This window comes from Streptomyces sp. NPDC087310 (genome assembly GCF_044744405.1).
Taxonomy (GTDB): Bacteria; Actinomycetota; Actinomycetes; order Streptomycetales; family Streptomycetaceae; genus Streptomyces.
This window is the reverse complement of sequence record NZ_JBIUYF010000002.1, coordinates 603813-628462: the sequence shown is the minus strand read 5'-3', so window position 1 is coordinate 628462 and position 24650 is coordinate 603813. Positions and strand designations below refer to the sequence as shown.

At 72.4% G+C, this 24650-nt stretch carries 22 protein-coding genes and 1 pseudogene; 9 read left to right on the top strand and 14 right to left on the bottom strand.

The features are described from left to right. Positions 1-310: 310 nt before the first annotated feature. The 5 genes and pseudogenes from ACIO3P_RS08545 to ACIO3P_RS08525 form a co-directional block, all read right to left on the bottom strand. A complete protein-coding gene (locus ACIO3P_RS08545; RefSeq protein WP_329828106.1) occupies positions 311-2008 on the bottom strand; it encodes a nitrite/sulfite reductase in 1698 nt (565 codons plus the stop codon). Between the two features lie 121 nt (positions 2009-2129). Beyond that, positions 2130-2201, bottom strand: a pseudogene (locus ACIO3P_RS08540) (putative leader peptide); the annotation flags it as partial. 160 nt (positions 2202-2361) lie between these two features. Then, complete coding sequence (locus ACIO3P_RS08535) at positions 2362-2934, bottom strand: GNAT family N-acetyltransferase (RefSeq protein ID WP_401848437.1); 573 nt, start codon at positions 2932-2934, stop codon at positions 2362-2364. Between the two features lie 119 nt (positions 2935-3053). Then, positions 3054-4361: a GAF domain-containing protein gene (locus tag ACIO3P_RS08530; protein ID WP_401848438.1), complete on the bottom strand. Its 1308-nt coding sequence runs from the start codon at positions 4359-4361 to the stop codon at positions 3054-3056. A 233-nt stretch (positions 4362-4594) separates the two neighbouring features. Next, positions 4595-6229 (bottom strand): acyl-CoA dehydrogenase family protein, encoded by a 1635-nt coding sequence (locus ACIO3P_RS08525; RefSeq protein WP_401848441.1) that lies wholly within the window; start codon positions 6227-6229, stop codon positions 4595-4597. Positions 6230-6246: 17 nt separating this feature from the next. Here ACIO3P_RS08525 and ACIO3P_RS08520 point away from each other — a divergent pair, with 17 nt between their 5' ends. Then, a complete protein-coding gene (locus ACIO3P_RS08520; RefSeq protein ID WP_401848443.1) occupies positions 6247-7491 on the top strand; it encodes a YihY/virulence factor BrkB family protein in 1245 nt (414 codons plus the stop codon). Positions 7492-7540: 49 nt separating this feature from the next. Beyond that, positions 7541-8323 carry a helix-turn-helix domain-containing protein gene (locus ACIO3P_RS08515; protein WP_401848444.1) on the top strand — a complete coding sequence of 261 codons (783 nt, stop codon included), beginning with the start codon at positions 7541-7543 and terminating at the stop codon, positions 8321-8323. Positions 8324-8540: 217 nt separating this feature from the next. Here the strand turns inward: ACIO3P_RS08515 and ACIO3P_RS08510 are convergent, their stop codons facing one another. Both ACIO3P_RS08510 and ACIO3P_RS08505 read right to left on the bottom strand, forming a co-directional pair. Beyond that, positions 8541-9458: a S1 family peptidase gene (locus ACIO3P_RS08510; RefSeq protein WP_329828099.1), complete on the bottom strand. Its 918-nt coding sequence runs from the start codon at positions 9456-9458 to the stop codon at positions 8541-8543. A gap of 642 nt (positions 9459-10100) precedes the next feature. After that, entirely contained in the window at positions 10101-10634 is a 534-nt protein-coding gene (locus ACIO3P_RS08505; protein ID WP_401848446.1) for a CGNR zinc finger domain-containing protein, read from the bottom strand. Positions 10635-10695: 61 nt separating this feature from the next. Between ACIO3P_RS08505 and ACIO3P_RS08500 the strand changes: the two genes are divergently transcribed. The 3 genes from ACIO3P_RS08500 (at position 10696) to ACIO3P_RS08490 (ending at position 13123) form a co-directional block, all read left to right on the top strand. Beyond that, positions 10696-10992, top strand: a complete 297-nt coding sequence (locus ACIO3P_RS08500) for a hypothetical protein (protein WP_329828097.1) — start codon at positions 10696-10698, stop codon at positions 10990-10992. 75 nt (positions 10993-11067) lie between these two features. After that, positions 11068-11364 (top strand): YkvA family protein, encoded by a 297-nt coding sequence (locus ACIO3P_RS08495; RefSeq protein WP_329828096.1) that lies wholly within the window; start codon positions 11068-11070, stop codon positions 11362-11364. A 55-nt stretch (positions 11365-11419) separates the two neighbouring features. Then, positions 11420-13123: an alpha-amylase family glycosyl hydrolase gene (locus tag ACIO3P_RS08490; protein ID WP_401848448.1), complete on the top strand. Its 1704-nt coding sequence runs from the start codon at positions 11420-11422 to the stop codon at positions 13121-13123. Here ACIO3P_RS08490 and ACIO3P_RS08485 read toward each other — a convergent pair. From ACIO3P_RS08485 to ACIO3P_RS08470, 4 genes are all read right to left on the bottom strand, one after another. Next, positions 13116-14579 (bottom strand): RICIN domain-containing protein, encoded by a 1464-nt coding sequence (locus tag ACIO3P_RS08485; protein ID WP_401848449.1) that lies wholly within the window; start codon positions 14577-14579, stop codon positions 13116-13118. The two genes, ACIO3P_RS08490 and ACIO3P_RS08485, sit on opposite strands and share 8 nt — an antisense overlap. Before the next feature lies 1 nt (position 14580). Next, on the bottom strand, positions 14581-16485 hold the full coding sequence (locus tag ACIO3P_RS08480; RefSeq protein ID WP_401848451.1) for a family 43 glycosylhydrolase: 1905 nt from the start codon (positions 16483-16485) through the stop codon (positions 14581-14583). 190 nt (positions 16486-16675) lie between these two features. Continuing rightward, positions 16676-17551 (bottom strand): hypothetical protein, encoded by an 876-nt coding sequence (locus ACIO3P_RS08475; RefSeq protein ID WP_401848452.1) that lies wholly within the window; start codon positions 17549-17551, stop codon positions 16676-16678. A gap of 136 nt (positions 17552-17687) precedes the next feature. Next, complete coding sequence (locus tag ACIO3P_RS08470; protein ID WP_401848454.1) at positions 17688-18923, bottom strand: erythromycin esterase family protein; 1236 nt, start codon at positions 18921-18923, stop codon at positions 17688-17690. A gap of 113 nt (positions 18924-19036) precedes the next feature. Here ACIO3P_RS08470 and ACIO3P_RS08465 point away from each other — a divergent pair, with 113 nt between their 5' ends. Further along, positions 19037-19744, top strand: a complete 708-nt coding sequence (locus ACIO3P_RS08465) for a MerR family transcriptional regulator (protein ID WP_329828091.1) — start codon at positions 19037-19039, stop codon at positions 19742-19744. 10 nt (positions 19745-19754) lie between these two features. Here ACIO3P_RS08465 and ACIO3P_RS08460 read toward each other — a convergent pair whose 3' ends face one another. Beyond that, a complete protein-coding gene (locus tag ACIO3P_RS08460; protein WP_401848455.1) occupies positions 19755-20810 on the bottom strand; it encodes a zinc-dependent alcohol dehydrogenase family protein in 1056 nt (351 codons plus the stop codon). A 188-nt stretch (positions 20811-20998) separates the two neighbouring features. Between ACIO3P_RS08460 and ACIO3P_RS08455 the strand changes: the two genes are divergently transcribed. After that, entirely contained in the window at positions 20999-21220 is a 222-nt protein-coding gene (locus ACIO3P_RS08455) for a hypothetical protein (protein ID WP_329828089.1), read from the top strand. Between the two features lie 176 nt (positions 21221-21396). Here ACIO3P_RS08455 and ACIO3P_RS08450 read toward each other — a convergent pair whose 3' ends face one another. Further along, positions 21397-21591, bottom strand: a complete 195-nt coding sequence (locus ACIO3P_RS08450) for a hypothetical protein (protein WP_329828088.1) — start codon at positions 21589-21591, stop codon at positions 21397-21399. On the opposite strand from ACIO3P_RS08450, the gene rsgA reads away from it, so the two are divergent. Both rsgA and ACIO3P_RS08440 read left to right on the top strand, forming a co-directional pair. Continuing rightward, complete coding sequence (gene rsgA, locus ACIO3P_RS08445) at positions 21578-22663, top strand: ribosome small subunit-dependent GTPase A (RefSeq protein WP_401848456.1); 1086 nt, start codon at positions 21578-21580, stop codon at positions 22661-22663. The genes ACIO3P_RS08450 and rsgA overlap by 14 nt on opposite strands. 147 nt (positions 22664-22810) lie before the next feature. After that, on the top strand, positions 22811-24337 hold the full coding sequence (locus ACIO3P_RS08440) for a bifunctional transcriptional activator/DNA repair enzyme AdaA (protein WP_401848835.1): 1527 nt from the start codon (positions 22811-22813) through the stop codon (positions 24335-24337). Here the strand turns inward: ACIO3P_RS08440 and ACIO3P_RS08435 are convergent. Continuing rightward, positions 24279-24644 (bottom strand): PPOX class F420-dependent oxidoreductase, encoded by a 366-nt coding sequence (locus ACIO3P_RS08435; RefSeq protein ID WP_399287916.1) that lies wholly within the window; start codon positions 24642-24644, stop codon positions 24279-24281. The genes ACIO3P_RS08440 and ACIO3P_RS08435 overlap by 59 nt on opposite strands. Positions 24645-24650 lie beyond the last annotated feature (6 nt).

Sequence of the window (24650 nt, the reverse complement as noted above, 5' to 3'; positions counted from 1 at the left end):
CGCTGGAGTCCTCGCGCAAGGGCCTGGCGTTCGGATCCGGCCGGGCTCGCGTGCCCTGGTGCCGCGCCTCGCGGCGTTGTCGTCGGTCGACGACGCTCCGCGTCGCCTCCCTCCTCCGCCTTGCGATCCACGACACCAGACCCCGCTCCCTGATCCGGCCGGATCCGAACGCCACGCCCGAGCAGCCCGAGGAACTTCAACTGGAAGGCTCGATTGCATGCTCCGCATTCCCAGGCGCCGTGACCCTGTTCGTTGGGGCGCAGGTCCTCGTCGCCGCAGTAGGGGCAGTAGAAGGGCGCCGCGCGCTCGCTCATGACAGGGCCTCCTCGCTGGCCCTGGCGGCCCAGGTGGCGAAGCGCTCGCCGTCCTCGCGCTCCTTCTCGAAGCGCCCGAGGACCCGCTCGACGTAGTCGGGCAGCTCCTGCGAGGTGACCTTCAGCCCCCGGACCTTGCGGCCGAACCCGGCCTCCAGGCCCAGCGCGCCGCCCAGGTGCACCTGGAAGCCCTCGACCTGGTTGCCGTCCTGGTCCAGCATGAGCTGGCCCTTGAGACCGATGTCCGCGGTCTGGATACGGGCGCAGGCGTTGGGGCAGCCGTTGATGTTGATGGTGATCGGCTCGTCGAAGTCCGGGATACGGCGCTCCAGCTCGTCGATGAGCGTGGCGCCGCGCTCCTTGGTCTCGACGATGGCCAGCTTGCAGAACTCGATGCCGGTGCAGGCCATCGTGCCGCGCCGGAACGGCGAGGGCTTGACCCGCAGGTCCAGCGCCTCCAGACCGGCGACCAGGGAGTCGACCCGGTCCTCGGTCACATCGAGGACGATCATCTTCTGCTCGGCGGTGGTACGGAGCCGGCCCGACCCGTGCGCCTCGGCCAGCGCGGCGATCTCCGCCAGCTTCACACCGTCCACCCGGCCGACGCGCGGCGCGAACCCGACGTAGAAACGGCCGTCACGCTGGCGGTGCACACCGACGTGGTCGCGCCACCGCTGGAGCGGCTGCTCGGGGGCGGGCCCGTCGATCAGCTTCCGCTCCAGGTACTCGTCCTCCAGGATCCGGCGGAACTTCTCCGCGCCCCAGTCGGCGAGCAGGAACTTCAGCCGGGCGCGGGTGCGCAGCCGGCGGTAGCCGTAGTCACGGAAGATCGAGATGACCCCGGTGTAGACGTCGGGGACCTCGTCGATCGGCACCCAGGCGCCGAGCCGCTGGCCGATCTTGGGGTTGGTGGAGAGCCCGCCGCCGACCCACACGTCGAAGCCGGGTCCGTGCTCGGGGTGGTCCACCCCGACGAACGCGATGTCGTTGATCTCGTGGGCCACATCCAGCGACGGCGATCCGGAGATCGCCGACTTGAACTTGCGCGGCAGGTTCGAGAAGTCGGGGTTGCCGACGATACGGCGGTAGATCTCCTCGATGGCGGGCGTGCCGTCGATGATCTCGTCCTCGGCGATCCCGGCGACCGGCGAACCGAGGATCACGCGGGGCGTGTCACCACATGCCTCGGTGGTGGAGAGCCCGACCGCTTCGAGGCGCCGCCAGATCTCCGGGACGTCCTCGATCCGGATCCAGTGGTACTGGACGTTCTGCCGGTCCGTGATGTCCGCCGTGCCGCGCGCGAACTCCTGCGAGATCTCGCCGATGACCCGGAGCTGCTCCGTGGTGAGCCGGCCGCCGTCGATCCGTACCCGCAGCATGAAGTACTCGTCGTCCAGCTCCTCCGGCTCCAGGATCGCGGTCTTGCCGCCGTCGATCCCGGGCTTGCGCTGGGTGTACAGACCCCACCAGCGCATCCGGCCGCGCAGATCGTTGGGGTCGATCGAGTCGAACCCGGCCTTGGAGTAGATCGTCTCGATGCGTGTCCGCACATTGAGACCGTCGTCGTCCTTCTTGAACTGCTCATTGCCGTTGAGCGGAGTGAAGTGACCCCGGGCCCACTGGCCCTCGCCGCGGTGACGGCTCACCTTGCGGCGCGGCGTGGCGGGGGACGGCTGTTCCGGCGTGGCGGCCATGGCGGTTACGTCCATTCGAGACATGCGGGAGGGCTGCTCTGAGCTGCACACACACGCGGAGACGCGAGGGTGCGCAGCACAGGGGACAAAGAAAGAGTGAAACGCGGCGGTGCTGGGACTCTCAGCCCGCCGGACAGATGGCGCTGGACATGCGGCAGAGATCGACGTGCCGTCGACTCACCAAGGCGATTCCAGAGCTGGACATGACGGAAGCGTGTCACGCGGATCTCTGGCCAGTCCACCGTTATCCACCATGTGGACCATAACGTACCGCTATATGAGACGGTGTGTTGTCCGTCACGGAGTGTCGGCGTTTAAGCCCTGATCCGGGTCGTGCGGAGCGTGCGGCCGGGTCAGACCGCCGGGTGCGCGCCGGGCCACGGGCCGGGGGCCGCCGCCTCGGGCTCCTCCTCCGTCTCCGTCCCGAAGAGCCGGAAGCCCCGCCGCAGGTAGTTGTCCATGGCGTGCTCGCCGTCCTTGGAGCAGGTGTGCACCCAGACCCGCTCCACCGGCCCGGTCCCGGGCCACCGCTCGGACAGGTCCCAGGCGCGCGCCACCCCGTACGACAGGAGCTGCCCGCCGATCCGGCGGCCGCGGAAGGCGGGGATCAGCCCGAAGTACGCGATCTCGACCGCCGCGCCCTCCTGCGCCTCCAGCTCGATGTACCCGGCCGGGGTGCCGTTCTCGTACGCCACCCAGGTCTCCACGCCGGGCCGCGCCAGATACTCCGACCACCGGGCGTACGGCCACGGCAGCCGGTCCGTCCACCGGACGTCCCCGCCGACGGCCGTGTACAGGAACCGGCTGAACTCGGGCGACGGGACCTCGGCGCGTACGATCCGCACCCCGGCGGGGGGCTGCGCGGCGGGCCGCAGGTCGGCGGGCGAGGTCTGCTCCAGGGACCAGGTGGTCACGGTGATGCTCATACGGGCCAGGAGAACACGGGGCGGGGACGGCCGGAGCGGCGGGCCCCCACCCGTCCCCGGGCACGTGGGCCGCCGCCACATGGGCCGCGGGCCCCCTCACGGGCGGGGCGGGCCGTCTCTCACGGTCCTGGCAGGTCCCGCGCGCTCACCACCGCGGGGGCCGTCGAGCGCGGCAGCAGATCCGCCGGGCGCTCCGGGGCGAGCACCTCCACCTCGACCTCCTCGCTGAAGCGGTACGGCCGGTGCGCCAGCACCCCCGAGAGATGGCGCCGTACCCGCGACATCTCGGCCCGGACCGTCACCGTACGGGTGGGATCCCCGAAGACGTCGGCGGCCAGCTCCGCCGCGCTGCGGCCCGCCCGGTGCGCGGCCAGGACGTAGAGCAGCTCGGCGTGGCGCGGGGTCAGCTCCTGCGTCCAGCTTCCCGCCGGGCCCGACACGGTGACCGACCGGCGCCCGGGCCGGCTCAGATCCAGCACCACCCGGCCCGGCGCCCCCTCCGCGCGGGGCTCCTCGTCCACCCGGAACAGCCAGCCGCCGGGCAGCGGCTCGACCGTGCACATGCCCAGCGACGGCTGCCAGATCCGGCCCGCCCTGAGCGACTTCGGCAGCGGCAGCCGGTCCACCGGCGCCATGCCCGTGACCGCCGCCGTCCAGCCGTGGACATCGACCGCCAGGGCCCGCCCGCCCAGTCGGCACATGATCGGCGCCGCCACCGAGCGCAGCCGGTCGACGCTCCGCCCGTGGCGTTCGCGCAGCTCGCTCTCGGCGAGCCGGGCGACCGAGGTGACCAGCGCCAGCGTCGTCGGATGGAAGCCGGCGGCGGGGCCGCTCACATCGATCACGCCGAGCAGCCGGCCGTCACGCGGGTCGTGCACCGGGGCCGCCGCGCAGGTCAAGGAGTGCAGGGCGTGCGCGAAGTGCTCGGCCGAGTGGACCTGCACCGGCCGGCGCAGCGCCAGCGCCGTACCGATGGCATTGGTCCCGATGCCCCGCTCCGACCAGTTCGCGCCCTCCTCCAGACAGATGGCACCGGCCCGGCGCAGCGCCCCGAGGCTCCCGTCGCGCCACAGCACCCGGCCCTCGGCGTCGCCGACCACCATGACCTGGGCCGAGGCGTTCACCAGGCCGCCGAGCGCCTCGCCGAGCGACCGCAGCACGTCGCCCAGCGCCGAGCTCCGCCGCCGGTGCTCCAGCTCGTCCCGGCCGAGTAACGCGCCGCCACCGGCCGGGCGGCCGGGGTCCAGGCCCATGTCGAGCACCCGCGACCAGGAAGCGCCGATCACCGGCCGGGGCGCCACCGGGGGCCGTTCCCCGGCCAGGGCGGCGTCCCGTACCCGCTGGAGCAGCCGCCCCGCGCGGTCGCTGTCCATGGCCATGAGCCGGGTCAGATCGATCGGCAGGTCCTTCAGCGGACCGTTCTTCATCGGGTTCTCCCGGCCACTCGGGGCGCTGTGTCGAGTCTCAAGGCGCCGTATCGATTCCTCTGCAACGGCCTGCAACCCTGGCGCATCGCTGACCGGTGCGTGAAAGTGACTATCAGTCAAAGGTGGTGCCGTGTCGGCGCGGCACCACCTCTGACGTACGCGCCCGGGCGGACGACGGATCGTGCCTGGTCGCACGACGGACCGCGCCCGGTCGGACGACGGACCGCGCCCGGTCAGACGACGGGCCGCGCCCGCTCCACGACCGACGCCAGGTCGAGGGTGTGCGGCAGGGTGCCGAAGGCCGCGCCCCAGTCCCCGCCGAGCCGCGACGCGCAGAACGCGTCCGCCACCTCCGGCGGCGCCCACCGCACCAGCAGCGACCCCTGGAGCACCAGCGCCATCCGCTCCACCAGCCGCCGCGCCCTGGCCTCGATCCCCGCCAGGTCCGCCAGCTCGGTCAGCAGGTCCTTGATCGCGCGGTCCAGCCGGTGATCGGCGCCCCGGGCCCGCCCGACCTCCTGGAGGAACGCGTTCAGCGCCGCGGGCTCCCGCTGGAGCGCCCGCAGCACGTCCAGTGCCTGCACATTGCCCGCGCCCTCCCAGATCGAGTTGAGCGGCGACTCGCGCAGCAGCCGCGGCATCCCCGACTCCTCCACGTACCCGTTGCCGCCCAGGCATTCGAGGGCCTCCACGGCCAGCGGTGTACCCCGCTTGGTCACCCAGTACTTGGCGGTCGGCACCGCGAGCCGCAGAAAGGCCCGCTCCTCGTCCGTGTCCGCGTCGTACGCGGTGGCGAGCCGCAGCGTGAGCGTCGTCGCCGCCTCCGACTCCAGCGCCAGATCGGCCAGTACGTTGCGCATCAGCGGCTTGTCGACCAGCTCACCGCCGAACGCCGTCCGGTACGTGGCGTGGTGCACCGCCTGCGCCACGGACTGCCGCATCAGCGCCGCCGATCCCAGCACACAGTCCAGCCGGGTCGCCGCGACCATCCCGATGATCGTACGAACCCCGCGCCCCTCCTCGCCGACCCGGCGCGCCCACGTCCCGTCGAACTCGACCTCGCCCGACGCGTTGGACCGGTTGCCCAGCTTGTCCTTGAGGCGCTGGAGGCGGAACACGTTGCGCGTCCCGTCGGGCAGCACCCGCGGGACGAGGAAGCAGGTCAGCCCGCCCGGCGCCTGCGCGAGCACCAGGAACCCGTCGCTCATCGGCGCGGAACAGAACCACTTGTGCCCGGTCAGGACGTACTCCCCGGACGCGTCCAGGGGGAGCGCGGCCGTCGTGTTCGTCCGTACGTCGCTGCCGCCCTGCTTCTCCGTCATGCCCATGCCGAAGAGCGCACCGGCCTTGCCCGCGGCGGGCCGCAGCCCCGGCTCGTACGCGTGCGCCGTCAACCGCGGCTCCCACTCCGCGGCGAGCGCCGGATCCGCCCGCAGCGCGGGCACCGCCGCGTGCGTCATCGACACCGGGCACAGATGCCCCGCCTCCGCCTGGCTCCACACCAGGAAACCGGCCGCGCGCCGGAGATGGCCGTCCGGTCTGCCCCAGGCGTCGGTCAGCCCCGAGGAGACCGCCCGCCCGAGCAGATGGTGCCAGTCGGGGTGGAAGTCGACCTCGTCGATCCGGTTGCCGTACCGGTCGTGGGTGCGCAGGACCGGCGGATGGCCGTTGGCCCTGGCCCCCCACTCCTGGACCTCGGCGGACCCGGCGGCGCGGCCGAGCGCCGTCAGCTCCGCGCGGGTCCCGTCGAGCAGACCGGGCGCGCTGTGCCGCTCGACGGCCTCCGAGAGGACCCGGTCGGCGCGGAAGACGTCGTACCCCACCAGGGGCGGAACCTGGTTGGTCACTGTATGGGTGCTGGCTGCCATGCCGATACGGTAAGGAGGTGCAGGCAGCAAAAGAAACACCTGAGCGGCCGACTGGCCGACTCCACCGGGCCCGAGTCCTCTACCGCAACGTATCCAAGCGGAAGATGGCCTGGTTGCTGCTGAAAGACACCGTCAACTCGTGCATCGAATACCGGATCCTGGGGCTCGCGGCCGAAGCGGCGTTCTTCACGCTGCTCTCGCTGCCGCCGCTGCTCCTCGGACTGATCGGCCTGCTCGGCTACGTGGACGACTGGACCAACTCGACCACGGTCGCCTCCATGGAACGGAACATCCTCAGCGCCTCCGGCACGGTCCTCTCGGCGCGCGGCGTGGACGAGATCGCCAAACCCCTGCTGGCCGACCTCACCCGGGGCGGCCGGCCCGACGTCATCTCCCTCGGCTTCGCGATCGCGCTCTGGTCGGGCTCCCGGGCGGTCAACGTCTTCGTCGACACGATCACGGTCATGTACGGCCTCGACGGGCGGCGCGGCATCGTCGCCACCCGGCTGCTCGCCTTCCTGCTCTACGTGGTGGCGATCGTGATCGGCGCGGTGGTGCTGCCCCTCGCGGTGGTCGGCCCCGACCGGGTGGTCGAGTTCATCCCCTGGGGCACGGAGGTCGTCAGCGTCCTCTACTGGCCCGTGGTGATCGTCCTCTCCATCGCCTTCCTCACCACGCTCTACCACGTCTCCGTACCGGTCAGATCCCGCTGGATAGAGGACATGCCGGGCGCGCTGGTCGCCCTCGGCATGTGGGTCCTGGGCAGCTTCCTGCTCCGGATCTACCTGACGAACGCGGTCGAGGGCCCCACGATCTACGGCTCACTGGCCGCGCCCATCGCCGTCCTGCTCTGGATAGGAGTCTCCGCGTTCGCGGTGCTGGTGGGGGCGGCGGTCAACGCGGCGATCGACCGCGTCTGGCCGTCGGTCTCCACGGCCGCGGCCCGCGCCGCCAACGAACGGCTGCGCGTGGCGCAGGTGGCGGAACTGGTGGCCCGCGCGGCGGCGTCCGCGGAAGGACCGCAGGACGACGACGTGACCGACCCGGACATGCCCTCGGAGTTCCCGGAGCGCTGGTCCAAGTTCCTGCCGCCGGACGACGTCAAGTCACGGATGACGGCGCGGCTGCACGGGGGGTGGCACCGTGCGAAGGGGCCGGGCGGGGGCGCCGGGCACGGGGACGGGAGCGGAAGCGGCAGCGGGAAGACGAACGGTACGGGGCAGGGGACAGGTACAGGGCAGGGGCCGGGGACGGACGGTTAGCCGCGCCGGGGCCGGGCTCCAGTGCGGGAGGAGCACTAGCCTGAGTCGCATGTACCAGGAACGGGCGTCGCGGCTCGACGGCGCGATCGTCTGGACCGGGACGACGGCAGCGGCGACGACGGGGCCGGGGTCCGGGCCGGGCCCCGACCCTTACCCCGTACTCCCCGACGGCTGCATGGACCTGCTGTGGATCGGCGGACGGCTGCTCGTCGCGGGGCCCGACACCCGCGCGTACGTGCCCGAGGGCATGTCCGGGCTGTACTGCGCCGGAGTACGTTTCGCGCCCGGGACCGCGCCCGCGCTGCTCGGGGTGCCGGCGTACGAACTGCGCGACCGGCGGGTCGAGCTCGCCGACCTCTGGTCACCGGCGAAGGCGCGCGCCCTCACCGACCTCACCGCGCGCGTCGCCGCCACCACCGATCCGGCCACCGCGCTGGAGACGGCGGCACTCCGCTGCGCCGCCGCCTCCGGACCGCCCGACCCCCTGCTGCGGGCCGTCGTCACCGGGCTGGACGCGGGTCGTACGGTCGCCGTGACCGCCGATGCCGTCGGCCTCGGCGCCCGGCAGCTCCACCGCCGCTCCCTGGACGCCTTCGGCTACGGCCCCAAGACGCTCGCCCGGGTGCTGCGGCTCCAGCGCGCGCTGGAGCTGGTACGGCGCGGGGTGCCGTACGCCGACGCCGCGCTCGCCGCGGGCTGCGCCGACCAGGCGCATCTGGCCAGGGAGACCCGCGCGCTGGCCGGGCTCACCCTCCGCGCCTACGAGCGCGCCTACGCGGCGTCCGCGAGAGGCGAGACCCCGCAGCCGTCCGGGTCGAGGACGACCGCGTAACGCTGCCCCCGGCCGCGGTCAGCGCGGCGTACGTGGGGACGGAACGAACACGGCGGGCCGCGCATCCTCTGCGCGGCCCGCCGGTCGTCGGTGGAGCGGGCACGGGTGTGGGGGAGCCCGTGCGGGTCATACGGTCCTGCGGTCGTGCGGGGCGTCTTCCGTACGGCCGGTCACCGGGAGGTCAGTGGTTCCGGCCGTACGGAAGGGCCGGGGCCGGCTAGAAGACGCTGACGCCGTAGGCGTTCAGGGCCTCCACGACCGGCTGGAAGAACGTGGTGCCGCCGGAGGTGCAGTTGCCGCTGCCGCCCGAGGTCAGGCCCAGCGCCGTGGTGCCGGCGAAGAGCGAGCCGCCGCTGTCGCCGGGCTCGGCGCAGACGTTGGTCTGGATCATGCCGTAGACGATGTCGCCACCGCCGTAGTTGACGGTCGCGTTGAGCGCGGTGACCGTACCGGAGCGCACGCCGGTGGTGGAGCCGCTGCGCCGCACGCTCTGGCCGACCGTGGGGTTGGCCGCGCTGGTGATGTCCTGGTACGAGCCGTTGTACAGGTAGACCCGGCCGTCGGCCGCCGCCGTGTTGGAGTGGCGGATGAGACCGTAGTCGTTGGTCGGGAAGCTCGTCCCGGCGCGGGTGCCCAGCGAGGCGGTGCCCGCGGAGTTGGTGTACCAGGCGCTGCCGATGTTGGTGCAGTGTCCGGCGGTCAGCGCGTAGTACGTCGAGCCGCTGCGGACGTTGAAGCCGAGGGAGCAGCGGCCGCCGCCGGCGTAGATGGCCTCGCCGCCCGCGATCAGCTTGCTGAACTTGCCCTCGGTGTGCTTGATCGTGACGCCCGCGGCGGTGTCCGCCACGGAGTTCTTGATCTCGGCGATCTGCGCGTCGGAGACCCGGCTGTCGACGGTGACGACGACCTTGCCGGACGCCTTGTCCGTGTACCAGGACGTACCGGCGATGTCGGCCTCGCCGATGGCGCTGCTGGCGGCGGCGAGCTGCGCCGCGGAAGGAGCGGGGGCCGGCGCCGGGGCGGCGACGGCACTCGGGGCCGCAAGCGCGACCGCGGTCACCAGACCCGAGGCGACGGCGAGGAGCCGGGCTCGTCTGGACACCGCGCTGAGGGGGGAAAAGCGCTTGATGGTCACAACATCCTCCATTGAGTGGGGGAGCTTCGCGGCCGTCGGGTAAGCGGACCGCTGGCGTACGACCGTTCACCGCCATTCGGTTTTGGCCGTGAACCTGTCAATCGCACGATCTGAATCCTTGGCTCCGTCCGGGCATCGGGCAAGACCGACTTCTGGACCGACGGCACGGACCTGCCCCGACGCCCCGGAACCGGGTCCCCCGACCCCTTGTCGGCCGCTCGGGGCGACCCGCCCCGCCGTCCCGCCGGGCTCCCGCGAATGAACTCCTGCAAAGCCCGTGACGCGGGGTGCCGGGACTGGTGACAGTCCGTCAGCACCCGCGCTGAGCGGGGCACTCTTCCGCTGACGCCATTCGGCCACGCGGCGGGCCGTCACAAACACACATGGTTCACCGTGGGTGCAGGAGGGGTGACGTAACGGTTCACCATCGCCGCGGAGTTGCGGCCGAATGGCGCGAATCTCTGCGCGTAGAACGTCCGTTTGGCGACGGCGTACCACGAAATGCTCTCGCGATGATCATGGCTGAATCTTTTCGATCTGCTCCGGGCGTGGATGCGGAACCGGGCCGGACCGCGACCGGATTCGGCCGGAGGGGCGCTCTTGCTTTCGCCGATGACGTGTGTTGCCGGCGGGGCGCGTTCGTCAGGAGGCCGCGTCCCGCCGCCGGTGCCGGGCCACGGCGTCGTTGTTGGCGCACCGTACGGAGCAGTAGGCGCGCCTGCCGTTGCGTGACGTGTCGACGAAGGCCAGGCCGCACCGGGCGCGGGCGCAGCGGCCCAGGCGGGTGTGGCCGGCGAAGCAGATGACATGGGCGAGGGCGGCGGCCGTCACGGCGCGGATGTGGGCGACCGGGCCCAGGGCCGGGTCGGCGTAGTGGAGGTGCGGGGCGTGGCCGTCGTGGACGGTGATGTACGGCTTGCTGGCGGCCTCGGCCAGCAGGCCGTTGACGTCCTCGCGCCGCGCCTCCGGATCCCGCGGCCCGAAACAGGGCGCCAGCCGGTGGCTCCACGCCTCGACCTCGGCCGCCTCCCCGGCGGTCAGGGAGCGCCGGGTGGTGCCGCGCGCGGCGAGCAGCGGCTCCAGGGTCTCGGGGGTGAACGGGGCGCCGTCGGCCGTGGCGTTGACGAGGTCCACGGCGAGCAGGGCGGCCTCGCCGCCGTAGTGGGTGAACTGCATCACCGCAGCCTAGCGAATGTAATGGTTGAACGTATCTAGGTCATGACAGCACTCTGGCCGTATGCGAATACGGTGCGGTGAGGGCGGGTGTCCCGAGGGGGACCGGTGCGCGGATCGGGGCGGAGGCCCCGGCGGAGGCGCGGGTGAAGGGCCGGGCGAGGACCGGTGCGCCGTCTGCGGCCGGGCGGGCGCGGCGGACGACGCGCGCTGGTCCCTGCTCTCCCGCCACGCGAGTTCGCAGGGGGTGGTGGAGTACTGTGCCTGCCGCTGCGGTGGCGTGGTGGTCCTGGTCGACGGCGGATTCGTGAAGATCCTCCCCGGCCGCGCCCCGGGCCGTACGGGTGTGCGGAGCCGTTGACGCGGCGCCGGGTGGGTATCCGGACAGGCGGGGAGCCTCATACGCCCCGGAGACCTATCCGAAGGGGAGAGCGCCGTGAGCGAACTCCAGATCCTCGTCGCCGTGGCCGTCGTACTGGTGGTCCTCACCCTGGGCGCCGCGATCGTCCTCGCCGTCCGGCTCGTCCGGGCCCGCGGTGTGCTGCGGAAGGCGGGTGTGCCGCCGACGAAGAAGTGGCTGTTCTGGGCGGCCCTCGGCTATCTGGTGCTGCCGGTCGACCTGCTGCCCGACCCCGTGTACCTCGATGACATCGGGGTGCTCCTGATGGCGCTGCGCTCGCTGCACGCGGACCACCCGGAGCGGGAGAAGCGGGCCGGTGCGGTGAAGGGATGATCGCACCGCGCCACTAGAGTTTCAGACCGGTTCCATCCCGGCACGAGAGGCACCAGTGACTCAGCACGCGATTCCGGACGGCAGCGTCGGCGACGGAAGCGGTAGCGGCGGCCCGCCCGACTGGTGGCGGGAGTCCGTCGTCTACCAGGTCTACGTCCCGAGCTTCGCCGACGCCGACGGCGACGGCATGGGCGACCTCCGCGGGATCACCGACCGCCTCGGCCATGTCGCGGAGCTGGGCGCGGACGCCGTCTGGCTCACGCCGTTCTACCCCTCCCCGCTTGCCGACGGCGGCTACGACGTCGCCGACCACCGGGACGTCGACCCGCGCCACGGCACGCTGGACGACTTCCGCGCGCTGCTGGCGCGGGCCCGGGCGCTTCAGCTCCGTACGATCGTCGACATCGTGCCCAACCACTGCTCCGACCGGCACCCCTGGTTCGTGGAGGCCCTCGCCTCCCCGCCGGGGTCCGCGGCCCGGGACCGGTTCGTCTTCCGGGACGGCAGGGGCCCGGACGGGGCGGAGCCGCCCGCGGACTGGCAGTCCAAGTTCGGCGGCGCGGCCTGGACCCGGGTCCCCGACGGCCAGTGGTACATGCATATCTTCGCCGCCGAGCAGCCCGATCTGAACTGGGAGAACTCCGATGTCATCGCCGATTTCGAGCGCACCCTGCGCTTCTGGCTGGACCTCGGCGTCGACGGTTTCCGGATCGACGTGGCGCACGGCCTGCGCAAGGACCTCACCCCGCCGCTGCGCGACACCCGCGGCGGCGACACCGCGCCCCTGAACGCCCCGCCCAGTGGCGAGGACCACCCCTTCTGGGACCGCGACGAGGTCCATGACATCTACCGCACCTGGCGCAAGATCACCGACTCGTACGCCCCGTCCCGGATCATGGTCGCGGAGGCGGGTGTCAGCGCGGCGCGGCTGCCGCTCTACACCCGGTCCGACGAACTCCACCAAGCCTTCAACTTCTTCCATCTGCGCTGCCCCTGGGGGGCCGAGACCTTCCGGGACGTCATCGACATGTCCCTGTCCGGCGCGGCGTCCGTCGGCTCCCTGCCGACCTGGGTGCTCTCCAACCACGACGTGGTCCGCCATCTCACCCGGTACGCCCTGCCCGAGGCGACCGACCTGCGCGCCTGGCTGATGAGCGAGGGCCCCACGCCCCCGCCCGACGAGGTGCGCGGCCGGCGGCGGGCCCGCGCCGCCGCGCTGCTGACCCTCGCCCTGCCCGGGACGACCTACCTCTACCAGGGCGAGGAGCTGGGCCTCCCCGAGGTCGCCGACCTGCCCGCCGACGCGCTGCGCGACCCGATGTGGGAGCGCACCGGCCGGACGGTGAAGGGCAGGGACGGCTGCCGGGTGCCGATGCCGTGGACGGCGTCCGGCTCCAGCCACGGCTTCGGCCCCGGCGGGAGCTGGCTGCCCCAGCCGGCCGGCTGGGGCGCCCACTCCGTCGAGGCGCAGACGGACCGCCCCGGCTCGTTCCTGGAGCTGTACCGTACGGCGCTGACGCTGCGCCGGGGCTTCCGCGGCGACGAGAGCTTCACCTGGCTGCCGTCCGCCGAGGGCGAGTTGGCCTTCAGGAAGGGCGCCGGCCTGGAGTGCCGCGTCAACTTCTCCGACGCTCCTCTGCCGTTGCCCGCGGGGGCGGTCCCGCTGCTGGGCAGCGAGGAGCTGACGACGGACGAGGCGACGGGCGCGCCGCTGCTGGCGCCCGACACGGCGGTCTGGCTGGACGCGGCCGTCAGGTAGCCCGCTGCCACTGCTGGTTGGTGGAGCCCGTGCAGGTGTACGTGATGACCTTGGCGGAGTTCTCCGTGGACCCCGAGGCGACGTCGAGGCATTCGCCGCTCGCGCGGGCGGTCAGCGTGGTGTGGCCGCTCGCGTTCACCGTCACCCGCCACTGCTGCTCGGGTGCGCCGCCGCACGCGCGCTGCTGGACGTCGGCGGCGGTCTCGGTCAGACAGAGCGAGCTGTGCCGGGCCATCAACTGCACATAGCCGTCACCGGTGTTCCTGAACCAGAAGCGCTGATTGCCGCCCCCGTTGCAGGTGTACTGCGTGACCGCGACATCGTCGACGACCGACTGGTTCGGTATGTCGGCGCACTTGCCGCTGTGCCGGGCGGTCAGTGTCTCGTACGGCCCGCCGGAACCGGTCACGGTGCCCGCCGCCGTGTCGACGGTCAGCTCGGGGTACCAGTCCATGGTCATCGAGGTGCTGGTCGGGAAGGCGAGCGGCAGCCACACGTACCGCGAGTCGTTGACCTTCTGGCCGAACGAGTTGCCCCACCGGTCGCCCATGTAGAGGTACGAGGTCCCCGACGTGCCCTGGAGCGGCAGGACGTACGCGGTCTGGGAGTTGTACGCCGTCGCGTCGCCCACGTTCCGCATCGCGCTCCACGGCCCGGCGAGCGAGGTCGCGGTGGCGTACTGCTGCTGGTTCGGGCTCCAGCCGGTGGCGCCCGACGTCAGCATGAAGTACACACCGCCGCGCTTGAAGAGCGCCGGCGCCTCGCGGTGGCCGCCCGGCCAGGGGTTGGCGACCAGGCTCGCGACGCCCGTGTAGTCGGACGTGAGCCGGTAGATCTGGAGGTCGTAGTTCTCGCGGGCCGCCGACACCATGTAGCCGGTGCCGTCGGTGTCCGTGAAGAGGGTGATGTCGCGCGACATATGGGTGTCGAGCGGCCGGAAACTGCCCTTCCAGGCGTAGTCGCCGTCGATCGTGGCGGACGTGGCCACGGCGGCCCGCGCCTGGCTGTAGTCCGTGGCGCTCTCCTTGTGCATCCACATCACGAACCTGCCCGTCGCCGCGTTGTGGACGACCTTCGGCCGCTCGATGTTGGCGGCGGCCAGCTCCGGGTCACTGGCCTGGGTCAGCACATGCCTGCGGAACTCCCAGGTCTTCAGGTCCGCGGAACGGTACGCCGACACGTACCGGAAGGTGTTGTCCGCGTTGCGGTTCTCGCCGAACCAGTAGTACCAGGAGCCCACCTTGATGACCCCGCCCCCGTGGGCGTGCAGCAACTGGCCGCCGGTGTCGGTGAACTGCCCGCCGTTGGTGACGGACACCGGTCCTGCCTCGGCGCCCTGCGCTGCGGCCTGGGGCAGGAAGAGCCCCGCCACCGCGACACAGAGCGCGAGCAGGAACGTACGCACGCGGCCCCTTCCGTACGCCCGGCCCTTCTCGTACGCGTACACGCGACTCATCTCAGACACGCTCCCTCAGTACGGTGAAGTGCCGTGCGAAGCCCGAGAGTCCTCCGGGCAGTTGCCGGATCGGCGTCCAGGTGCGCAGCCCGTCCAGGCTGTCGCTGTAGTAGTACTTCTGCTCCGCGTAGCCGTCGAAGTAGATCCGCCAGCCGCCGTTGTCCAGAGGGACGAGCGCGGGCCCCTCACGCCAACTGCCCCAGCCCGCCCAGTCGCCGGTGCCGGTGAACGTGTACGGCCCTTCGAGGCGGTCGGCGACGGCGTGCTCCAGATACTTCGTCGTCTCCTGCTTGGTGATCGCGTGGTACTTGCCGTCGTGCCGCACGACGAACGTGTCGATGTAGTTCGACCGGTCGAGCCCGGCCACCGCCTTCGGAGTCGTCCAGGTGCGCAGCGACGCGTCCGTCGCGGTGAGCAGATGCGGCCGGAAGGTGTAGGTGTTCGTCGTGTCGAGCGAGACGACGATATGCGTACGGCCGTCGGCGTCCACGAACCACTCGGGCGCCCAGGTACGCGCGAGCCCGGCCACCGGCAGGGTGTGGCGGGCGAAGAACTGCCAGTTCGTACGGTCCCTGCTGCGGGCGATCCCGATCGTGTTCCCGGTCCAGTCGGTGGTGTGCACGATGTAGTAGTAGCCGTCGGTGTGTCTGATCAGGCTCGGGTCACGTATCAGCCCCGAGGGCGGGGTGTACGCGGGCCCCTTCAGCAGCGTGTACCCCAGCGCGTCCGCCGACTCGTACACGTACATGTTGGACTCGCTGGAGTTGGTGAACGCCGTCATCGTGTACCGCGTCACCGCCGCGGAGGTGTCAGGGACCGGCACGTCGGCCACCGGCACCCCGAAGTCCGGGGTGCCGTCCGCCTTCCAGCCGAGACCCTGGATCCGGGTGTGCCGGTTCGGGTCGTTGAGCGGATCGCCGGTGATCTCCTTGTACTGCCGCGCGTGGTAGACGAGCACGTCCGTCCGCCCGTCCTCGGCGACGGTGAACGAGTTGTGGCCCGGACCGTACTGCCCGTTCGCCTCGCTGCTGACGAAGACCGGCGTGGGCGACTTCGACCAGGACGCGGGGTCGAGCAGATCGCTGTCCGCGCCGGCGGTGAGCAGCCCCATGCAGTAGTGGTGGTCGGTGGCGCTCGCCGAGTACGAGAGGAAGACCCGGCCGTTCCGCTGGATGACGGCCGGCCCCTCGTTGACCTTGAACCCGATGGTCTCCCAGGCGAACTCCGGTGTGCTGAGCCGTATTTGGGGGCCCTTCAGGGTCCACGGGTTCGCCATCGCGGAGAGGAAGAGACCGCTGTTGTTGTCGAGTCCTGGCTCCTGCTGCGCCCAGGCGAGATAGCGGGTGCCGCGGTGGCTGAAGGTGGTCGCGTCGAGGGAGAAGGTGTCCCAGGCGGTGGTGATCCGCCCCTTCTCCGTCCAGGTGCCCCGGAACGGGTCCGGGTGGTCGTTCTCCAGCACCCAGATCCGGATCTTCCACACGTCGTCGGCGCGTCCCGCGGCGAAGTAGATGTACCACTTCCCGTCGATGTGATGGATCTCCGGCGCCCAGATGTGCGCGCCCATGTCGCCGCTCGTGTGTCTGCGCCAGATCACCGACTCCTCGGCGGTCGACAGCCCGCGCAGGGAGCGGGATCGGCGCAGGATGATGCGGTCGTACTCGGGCGACGTCGCCGTGAAGTAGTAACGGCCGTCGGTGTGCCGGTGGATGTACGGATCGGCCCGCCGCTCCACCAGCGGGTTGCGGTACGCGGGCCCCGCGGCGGGCGTACGGTCCGCACCGGGGCCCGCGGCGTGGGGGGCGCCGGGCGTGGCGGCGTGAGCGAGGCCGGGTACGGCGGCGAGGGCGCCCGCGCCGAGCGCCCCTTTCAACAGCAGGCGTCGGCCGGGGACATCACTGCGGCTCATGCAGTCTCCCTTTCCGGGACGGTTCCGGAACAGTTCCGGGACAGAGGGAGCGTTCGGGATGCCGAACGCCATCTGTGATTCCGAACGCCGAAACCGTAAGGGCGTGTTACAGGGAGGTCAACGGGCCGGACGGGACGAACCTCGCCCCCGTCCCGCCCGCCCCGGGGCCGAGGCCCGCCCGCCGGATGCGTCAGAGCCCGTAACGGCTCTTCATGTGCCGCCAGAAGTCCCGGTACATCCACTGGTCGAACTCCGTGATGCGGGTGGCGCTGCCCGCCTTCATGATGAAGCCGCCGACACCGGTCGGGGTCCAGTCGTAGAAGTCGTCCAGACCGTAGGTGTGTCCGATCTCGTGCTCCAGGATGTGGATGTCCTCCTGGCCCCGCGCGCCGACCATGTACTCGCTGCCGATCCGCTGCCCCCAGTCACCGCCCGCGCCGCCCTGGAACCCCTTGGTCAGCCACAGCGACTGGTCGTAGTGGCGGGCCGCTCCGCCGGGACACTTGGAGTAGTCGCCGTTCTGGTGGAAGAAGCGCCCGCAGTCGGGTGCGCACTGCGGCGCGCCGCCGCCGTCCAGGACGTTGGTGTAGATGTCGACGGAGTTGTCCGTCCACTGGAGCGTCGAGCGGTTCTTGACGGCCCAGCCGACGATGTCGACCGGGACGTTCTGGTACGGGAAGCCCTCGAAGCCCGCGACGGTGTCCGTCCACTTCTTCGACTGGCGCTTGAGCGCGGTGTGGATCTCGTCGCGCAACTGCGCGCTGACCGGCTGGTCGGACTCCCAGCGGACGCAGTAGGAGATCCGGCCCTTGTTGGCCATCACCTGGTCCCAGCCGTAGTTCCGGAACCCGTACAGGTCCGGGTACGTGGATTCGACGTGCCGCCAGACCTCGTCCAGCGGCTGGACGAGCTGGGCGGGCGGGTTCCAGGCCGCCGCGGCCACGGTGGTCGGTGTGGGGTCGGCGGTGACGACGGGCGCGGCGCCGGCGGGTGTGACGAGACCGAGGACGGTCAGGGCGCCGGCCGCGAGGGAGATCACGGCGGTACGGAGCGGGTGCAAGGACATCACGACTCTTCCCGGGTGGGGGGCAGGGGGTGTGGGCACGGTCGCCCACACCCCCAGGTCTCCACCGGGCGCCGAAAGGTTGCCGTCGCGCGGACGGCCGGGCCGCTCCCCGGGAACGCGCGCGGCCCGGCGGTCGCTACGCCGCTTCGGCCGCCGGCCCCGGCGGGTCGAGGTGGGGCAGGAACAGGACGGCGTCGAAGTCGTCGAGCGCCCCGGGATCGAGCGGGAAGTAGCTGGGGTACTCGCTCGCGCGCGTGGTCAACTCGCCCTCTCGCGCGGCCAGTTCGGTCAGCTCGGCCGCGGTCACGAGACGCGGCGCCGACGCGGTCGCGGCCAGCAGCCCCTCCAGGGTGTCCGCCGGTGGTGCGCCGATGCCCAGGTGCGGTGCGGAGCCGATCGCCGTGGCGACGACCGCGTAGTCAGCACCGTACGTACGGGCGAGATGGGCACCGGCCGGGCTCCACACCACGTCCATGGCGCCGAACCGGGTCCGCGCCGCGTTGCGTCGCAGATGCAGATTGTGGGCGAAGGCCAGGACCGGGCCCCGGCCCTGTTCGCGGGCGGCGAGCGCGCCCAGGTTGGCCGCCATCATCGCGTCGCGGATCCCCGTGCACCGCGCCAGCCGCTCCTGGGGATCGGTCCGGGCCAGGACCGCGTGGTAGGCGAGCAGCCCGGCGGCGGCGCGGGCGCCGAGTTCGGCGTCGCGCAGCGCCTCCGCCGAGCCGTCCACGGTGAGATGAGGTGCGCCGGAGCTGAGCAGCCAGGCGAGATCATCGGTGATCACGCGCAGTTCGCGGGCCTCCGCCGTGTCCCCGATGGAGTGCGAGGGGTCCATCGTGGCGCGGGGATCGGACCAGCGGCTGTCGTCGCCGAGCAGCGCCTCGATCCGGCTCCACGGGTGCGGCACCGTCGCGCCGCTCGCGGTGAGGAAGGTGTGCAGCAGGCGCAGGGCCGCGCGGGGGCTGTACGCCCCGCTCTCCGCGCTGTTCTCCATCGGCGCGTCGAACCCGGCGAACCGCACCTGATCGGCCGGGGGCCGGCTGCGGTTGTGCGCGGCGATCCACTCGACCAGCGCGCGGTTGGCGGGGAGGGCCCCGAACCCGTGGCTGAAACCGTCGGCCATCACCTGGTCGACATGCCCGTCGCCGCCCCGGACATGGTCGTCGACCAGGCGCCCCGCGAGGCAGTCCGATTCCAGCGTCACACAGCGGCACCGCTCCTGGGCGACGAGCCCTTGGAGGAGGCTGTTGCGCAGGCGCGGGAGGGTGTCGTCGCCGTGCAGAGCCTCGCCCAGGGCCAGCACGCGGGGCCGCCGCGCCCGCTGGTCCAGGAACCGCTCGACGGCCGTGTACATCAACTCGTCTGTCGTCATGGCTTCGACGGTATCGTTGATGTTTCGGTTGAAGGTTGGGCCGAAAAATCCCCGAAGAACACCGGAATCAACGGTGACAACCTTCAAACCGAGCGACACCCGGAGGAGAACGCATGAGGCCCGTGGACCTGGCGCGCCCGCACGGACTGTCCGGCCAGGCGGTCCGCAACTACGAGGCCGCCGGCATCCTGCCCGCCGCCGAGCGCACCCCCTCCGGCTACCGGCGCTACACCGGCGAGCACGCCGCCGCGCTGCGGACCTTCCTCGCCCTGATCCCCGCCCACGGCCACGCCGCGGCCCGGTCGGTCATGACCCTGCTCAACGCCGGCCGAACCGACGAGGCGCTCACCGTCATCGACCGCGGCCACGCCGAACTGCTCACCGACCGGGAGACGTTGGACGCCATCGAACAGGCACTCACGGAACTGGCGCACGTACCCGACGAGCGGCCGGCCCACGGCCCCACCACCGTCGGGGCCCTGGCCCACCGGCTCCGGCTCCGCCCGGCCACCCTGCGTCGGTGGGAACGGGCCGGTCTGCTGCACCCGGGCCGGGATCCCGCCACCGGGTACCGGATCTACACCCCGGCCGACGTCCGGGACGCCCACATCGTTCACCAGCTACGACGCGGCGGGTATCCGCTCACCCAGATCGCGCCGCTCCTGGGCGAACTGCGCGAGGCCACCTCACCCGCCTCGGCCGCGTCCGCGATCGCCGCCCGCCGCGACCGCCTCCACACCCGCGCCCTCGCCATGCTCCACGCGTCCGCCGAGACCGGTCACTACCTCCAGGAGCGCGACAGGTACGCCGACCGGAACTGACCGTCGGCCGTCAGCCCGGTACGAGCACGGCGGCGCCGGTCACCCGGTCGGCCGCGAGATCGGCGAGCGCCCGGTCCGCGTGGTCCAGGGGGTACGGGGTGACCGTGACGCGGATACCGATCCGGTCGGCGACCGCCAGGAAGTCACGGCCGTCCCGCCGGGTGTTGGAGGTGACGCTGCGCAGGTCGCGCTCCTGGAAGAGATGGCGCTGATAGTTCAGTACCGGGATGTCGGAGAGATGGATCCCGGCGACGGCGAGCGTGCCCGCCCGGTCCAGGGCCGCCAGCGCCACCGGCACCAGATCGCCCACCGGGGCGAAGAGCACCGCCGAGTCCAGCGGCTCCGGCGGCGCATCGTAGGCATCGCCGGCGGAGGACGCGCCGAGATCCAGGGCGAGCGCACGCGCCCGCGGCGACCGGGTCAGCACATGGACGGTGGCACCCTCGGCCAGCGCGACCTGCGCGGCCAGATGCGCGGAGGCGCCGAAACCGTAGATCCCCAGCCGCCCGCCCGGAGGGAGCGCGCTGCGGCGCAGCGACCGGTAGCCGATGATCCCCGCGCAGAGCAGCGGCGCCAGCGAGGCCGCGTCACGGTCCTCCGGCAGCCGGTACGCGAACGCGGCGGGGACGATCGCGGTATCGGCGAAGCCGCCGTCCGCGTCCCACCCCGTGTAGCGGGACCGGGGGCAGAGGTTCTCCCGTCCGGAGCGGCACCACCGGCACTCCCCGCAGGTCGAGCGCAGCCACGCCCCACCGGCCCGGTCGCCGGTACGGAACCGGTCGACCCCGTCGCCCGCGGCCACCACCCGGCCGACGATCTCGTGCCCCGGCACGGTGGCCGGGCGGTGCGGGGCCAGATCGCCCTCGGCGAGATGCAGATCCGTACGGCACACACCGCACGCCTCGACGCGCAGCAGCAGCTCACCCGGGCCCGGCACCGGCGCCGGGCGGCGGATCCGTACCAGCGGACCGGTGCGGACCGGGCCGGGTGTCCCCACGGCCCAGCCGCCGAGGAGCGCGCCAGGCTCGTCCTTCGCCTCGTCCTTCGCGGGAACGGAAGCAGCCATGCTTCCAGCCTGCGTCCGCCGCCCGCCACCGGCAAACGCCGCCACCCGGGGTGTGCGACCGATGGCCGGAAGTGACCGTACGGCCCGTTTCTTGGGAACCCCTTTACCTTGCGCGGGCGTTCAGCCTGCGGCCGTACCCGCGGCCGCCCGCCGCAGCGGTGGGGCTCCCCGTACTCCAGGAGGCAGCAGTGGCCCAGATCGACCTCGACAAGGTGTTGGACAAGGCGTGGGCGGACAAGGACCTGCCCGCCGTGCTCGACGCGCCGGTCTCCGCGCTGAAGGGGGTCTCGGACCGCCAGGGCAAGCTTCTTGACGAGGCGTTCGGCGTCAAGACGGTGGCAGATCTGGCCAACCTGAAGTACGCCCGCTGGGCGCAGGCGCTGGCGACGCTCGATCCCTCCGCCAAGTAGCGTTCCGTACCGCTGAACAGGCCCCGGGACACGGCGCGGAAAATACCTCGCGCCGTGTCCCGGGGGCCGGTTAGAGTGACCGCGTCAGCCGTTGAGCGCGCAGTGCGCGAGCGCACGGAAAGCGACCGGGAGGTGAGGACATTGATGACTGTCACGGCGCTGGGCGCTGCCCAGGTTCAGAAGATCATCATTCTCACCCCTGTGGTCTCCGGCTGACTCTCCTTCTCTTTCCACGCCCGTGCGGGCGTGCCGGGGCCACCCTTCGAAGGGTCACCCTTGTCTTTCCCGCTCGCCACCACCAACTCCTCCAACTCCTCGAACTCTTCCAGCTCCTCCGGTTCTTCCGGCTCTTCCGGGGTGCCGTCCGTCACGCACCCGCTCACCCCGTACGGCTGGGACGCGGGCTGGGCCACGGCGTTCGCCCCGTACACCGAGCGGGGGCTGCTGCCCGGCCGTGTCGTACGGGTCGACCGCGGCCAGTGCGACGTGGCCACCGCCGAGGGTGTCGTACGGGCCGACACGGCCTTCGTGACCCCGCACGATCCGCTGCGGGTCGTCTGCACCGGCGACTGGGCGGTCGTCGACCCGGACGGTGACCCCCGGTTCGTCCGGGAGTACCTGCCGCGCCGTACCGCCTTCGTGCGGTCCACCTCGTCCAAGCGGTCCGAGGGGCAGGTCCTCGCCGCCAACGTCGATCACGCGATCATCGCGATCTCCCTGGCCGCCGAACTCGACCTGGGCCGGGTCGAACGGTTCCTCGCCCTCGGGTGGGAGAGCGGCGCCCTCCCGCTCATCGTGCTCACCAAGGCCGACCTCGTCGAGGACCCCGCCGTACGGGCCCATCTCGTCGAGGACGTCCAGACCACCGCCCCCGGGGTGCAGGTGCTCGCCGTCAGCTCGGAGACGGGGGAGGGGATCGAGGTGCTGTCCGCCGTGCTGTCGGGCGGTACGAGCGTGCTGCTCGGCGCGTCCGGGGCCGGGAAGTCGACGCTCGCCAACGCCCTGCTCGGGGCCGATGTGATGGAGGTCCAGGCCACGCGTGACGTGGACGGGAAGGGCCGGCACACCACCACGACCCGCAACCTCCTCGTCCTGCCCGGGGGCGGCGTCCTCATCGACACCCCCGGGCTGCGCGGCGTCGGGCTGTGGGACGCGGTGACCGGGGTCGGACAGGTGTTCTCGGAGATCGAGGGCCTGGCGGATGAGTGCCGCTTCCAGGACTGCGCCCATACGGCGGAGCCCGGATGCGCCGTGCTCGCCGCGGTCGAGGACGGCGCGCTGTCCGTACGGCGGCTGGACAGCTACCGCAAGCTGCTGCGGGAGAACCAGCGCATCGTCGCCAAGACCGACGCCCGGCTGCGGCACGAGATCCGGCGCGACTGGAAGCGCAAGGGCGCGGAGGGCCGCGCAGCGATGGAGGCCAAGCGCGGCCGGGTCCGCTGAGCGATCCCGGGTCCGCTGGGCGACGGCGGGGGCGGGTGACGCGGGGCACGTGCGGAGGCCGGGGCGGGCGCGGTGGGCGCGGTGGACGGATGCGACGTCCGAAAACCGCGAGTACGCCCGCCCCGGCCGGCGCACACTGGACTCGTGATGGACGAAGAGACCAGGTACGAGGCGGTCGCCAGCCGCGACGCCCGGTTCGACGGCGCGTTCTTCTTCGCCGTCGAGACCACCGGCATCTACTGCCGGCCGAGCTGCCCCGCCGTCACCCCCAAGCGCAAGAACGTCCGCTTCTACCCGACCGCCGCGGCCGCCCAGGGCCACGGCTTCCGCGCCTGCCGCAGGTGCAGGCCGGACGCCGTGCCCGGGTCCGCGGAGTGGAACGTACGCGCCGATGTCGTCGGCCGCGCGATGCGCATGATCGGCGACGGGATCGTGGACCGGGAGGGCGTGCCGGGGCTGGCCGGACGCCTCGGCTACAGCACCCGGCAGATCCAGCGCCAGCTCACCGCCGAACTGGGCGCGGGCCCCGTCGCCCTCGCCCGCGCCCAGCGCGCGCACACGGCCCGGGTCCTGCTCCAGACGACCGGCCTGCCGGTCACGGAGATCGCGTTCGCGGCCGGGTTCGCGAGCGTGCGCCAGTTCAACGACACGATCCGGCAGATCTACGCCCGTACGCCCAGCGCGCTCCGTACCGAATCCGGTACGGGAACGGGCGCCCGGCGCGGCGCCCACGCCGCCGCGACCGCCGGGGCGCCCGCCCTCGCCGGAATCCCCCTGCGGCTCGCCTACCGGGGCCCGTACGCCGCCTCCGACGTCTTCGACCTGCTCGCCCTGGAGGCCCTTCCGTCCGTCGAGGAGGTGACGGGGCAGCCCGGCGCCCGCACCTACCGCCGTACGCTGCGGCTGCCCCACGGCCCCGGCGTCGTCGCCGTCGACGAGGCACGGCCCGTGGGCGGCGACCCCGCGGGGCGGTCCGCCAACGGCTGGCTGGAGGCGCGGATCCACCTCACCGAGCTGCGCGACCTCACCACCGCCGTACAGCGGCTGCGCCGCCTCTTCGACCTCGACGCCGACCCGTACGCCGTGGACGAACGCCTCGGCGCCGACCCGGATCTCGCCCCGCTCGTCGCGGCCCGCCCCGGGCTGCGCTCGCCCGGCGCGGCGGATCCGGCGGAGTACGCGCTGCGCGCGCTCCTCGGGGACGCCGCCGCGCGGGCCGTGGAGACATACGGGGAGGTGGTGGAGCGCCCGTGCGGCGGGCTCACCCGGCTCTTCCCCGGGCCCGAGGCGCTGCGCGAGGACCCGGTGGCCGGCCCGCTCGCGACCGCGCTCGCCGACGGCACCGTACGGCTCGACGCGGGCGCCGACCGGGACGCGGCCGAACAGGCGCTCCTGGCCGTCCCCGGGCTCACCCCCGCCGTGGCCGCGCTGATCCGGACGCGGGCCCTCGGCGACCCCGACGTGGCGCCCGAGGGGGAGCGCGACGAGGAGGCGTGGCGGCCGTGGCGCTCCTACGCCGCCGGGCACCTGCGCGCGGCCCGCGCCCGCGCCCGCGCCCGCGCTTGCGCTTGCCGGGACGGCGCGGTGCCGGTCGGTCGGGTCGGCGCGGCGCCGGTCAGTCGAGACCCCAGCTATGGATCTTGTGCGGATGGATCCGGATCAGCTCCTCGCTGAAGTGCGGGCCGAGGTCATGAGGGCCCGTCAGCAGTTCCGCCTCGCCCCGGACGTCGACCCCGCGCACCGTCCACGGCGTCGTGCTGACGATGTCGTCGACGACCAGGGCGACCCGCGGATTGGCCTGGAGGTTGCGCCACTTCTTCGTCGTACCGAGGGCGAAACCACCGATCAGGATGGTCCCGTCGTCCTGCGGGAAGAAACCGACCGGATTGGCCTGCGGCTGCCCCCGGGGATCGACGGTCGCCATCCGGCCCAGCCGCTGGGTCCGCAGATACGCGCGTTCGGCCTCGCTGAATTCGGTCATGACCCC

Excerpts from the sequence above, each read along its gene's own strand:
- ACIO3P_RS08545 (WP_329828106.1), bottom strand. The coding sequence starts at position 2,008 with ATGGCCGCCACGCCGGAACAGCCGTCCCCCGCCACGCCGCGCCGCAAG.
- ACIO3P_RS08535 (WP_401848437.1), bottom strand. The coding sequence starts at position 2,934 with ATGAGCATCACCGTGACCACCTGGTCCCTGGAGCAGACCTCGCCCGCC.
- ACIO3P_RS08530 (WP_401848438.1), bottom strand. The coding sequence starts at position 4,361 with ATGAAGAACGGTCCGCTGAAGGACCTGCCGATCGATCTGACCCGGCTC.
- ACIO3P_RS08525 (WP_401848441.1), bottom strand. The coding sequence starts at position 6,229 with ATGGCAGCCAGCACCCATACAGTGACCAACCAGGTTCCGCCCCTGGTG.
- ACIO3P_RS08515 (WP_401848444.1), top strand. The coding sequence starts at position 7,541 with ATGTACCAGGAACGGGCGTCGCGGCTCGACGGCGCGATCGTCTGGACC.
- ACIO3P_RS08505 (WP_401848446.1), bottom strand. The coding sequence starts at position 10,634 with ATGCAGTTCACCCACTACGGCGGCGAGGCCGCCCTGCTCGCCGTGGAC.
- ACIO3P_RS08500 (WP_329828097.1), top strand. The coding sequence starts at position 10,696 with ATGCGAATACGGTGCGGTGAGGGCGGGTGTCCCGAGGGGGACCGGTGC.
- ACIO3P_RS08485 (WP_401848449.1), bottom strand. The coding sequence starts at position 14,579 with ATGAGTCGCGTGTACGCGTACGAGAAGGGCCGGGCGTACGGAAGGGGC.
- ACIO3P_RS08480 (WP_401848451.1), bottom strand. The coding sequence starts at position 16,485 with ATGAGCCGCAGTGATGTCCCCGGCCGACGCCTGCTGTTGAAAGGGGCG.
- ACIO3P_RS08475 (WP_401848452.1), bottom strand. The coding sequence starts at position 17,551 with ATGTCCTTGCACCCGCTCCGTACCGCCGTGATCTCCCTCGCGGCCGGC.
- ACIO3P_RS08470 (WP_401848454.1), bottom strand. The coding sequence starts at position 18,923 with ATGACGACAGACGAGTTGATGTACACGGCCGTCGAGCGGTTCCTGGAC.
- ACIO3P_RS08465 (WP_329828091.1), top strand. The coding sequence starts at position 19,037 with ATGAGGCCCGTGGACCTGGCGCGCCCGCACGGACTGTCCGGCCAGGCG.
- ACIO3P_RS08460 (WP_401848455.1), bottom strand. The coding sequence starts at position 20,810 with ATGGCTGCTTCCGTTCCCGCGAAGGACGAGGCGAAGGACGAGCCTGGC.
- ACIO3P_RS08440 (WP_401848835.1), top strand. The coding sequence starts at position 22,811 with ATGGACGAAGAGACCAGGTACGAGGCGGTCGCCAGCCGCGACGCCCGG.
- ACIO3P_RS08435 (WP_399287916.1), bottom strand. The coding sequence starts at position 24,644 with ATGACCGAATTCAGCGAGGCCGAACGCGCGTATCTGCGGACCCAGCGG.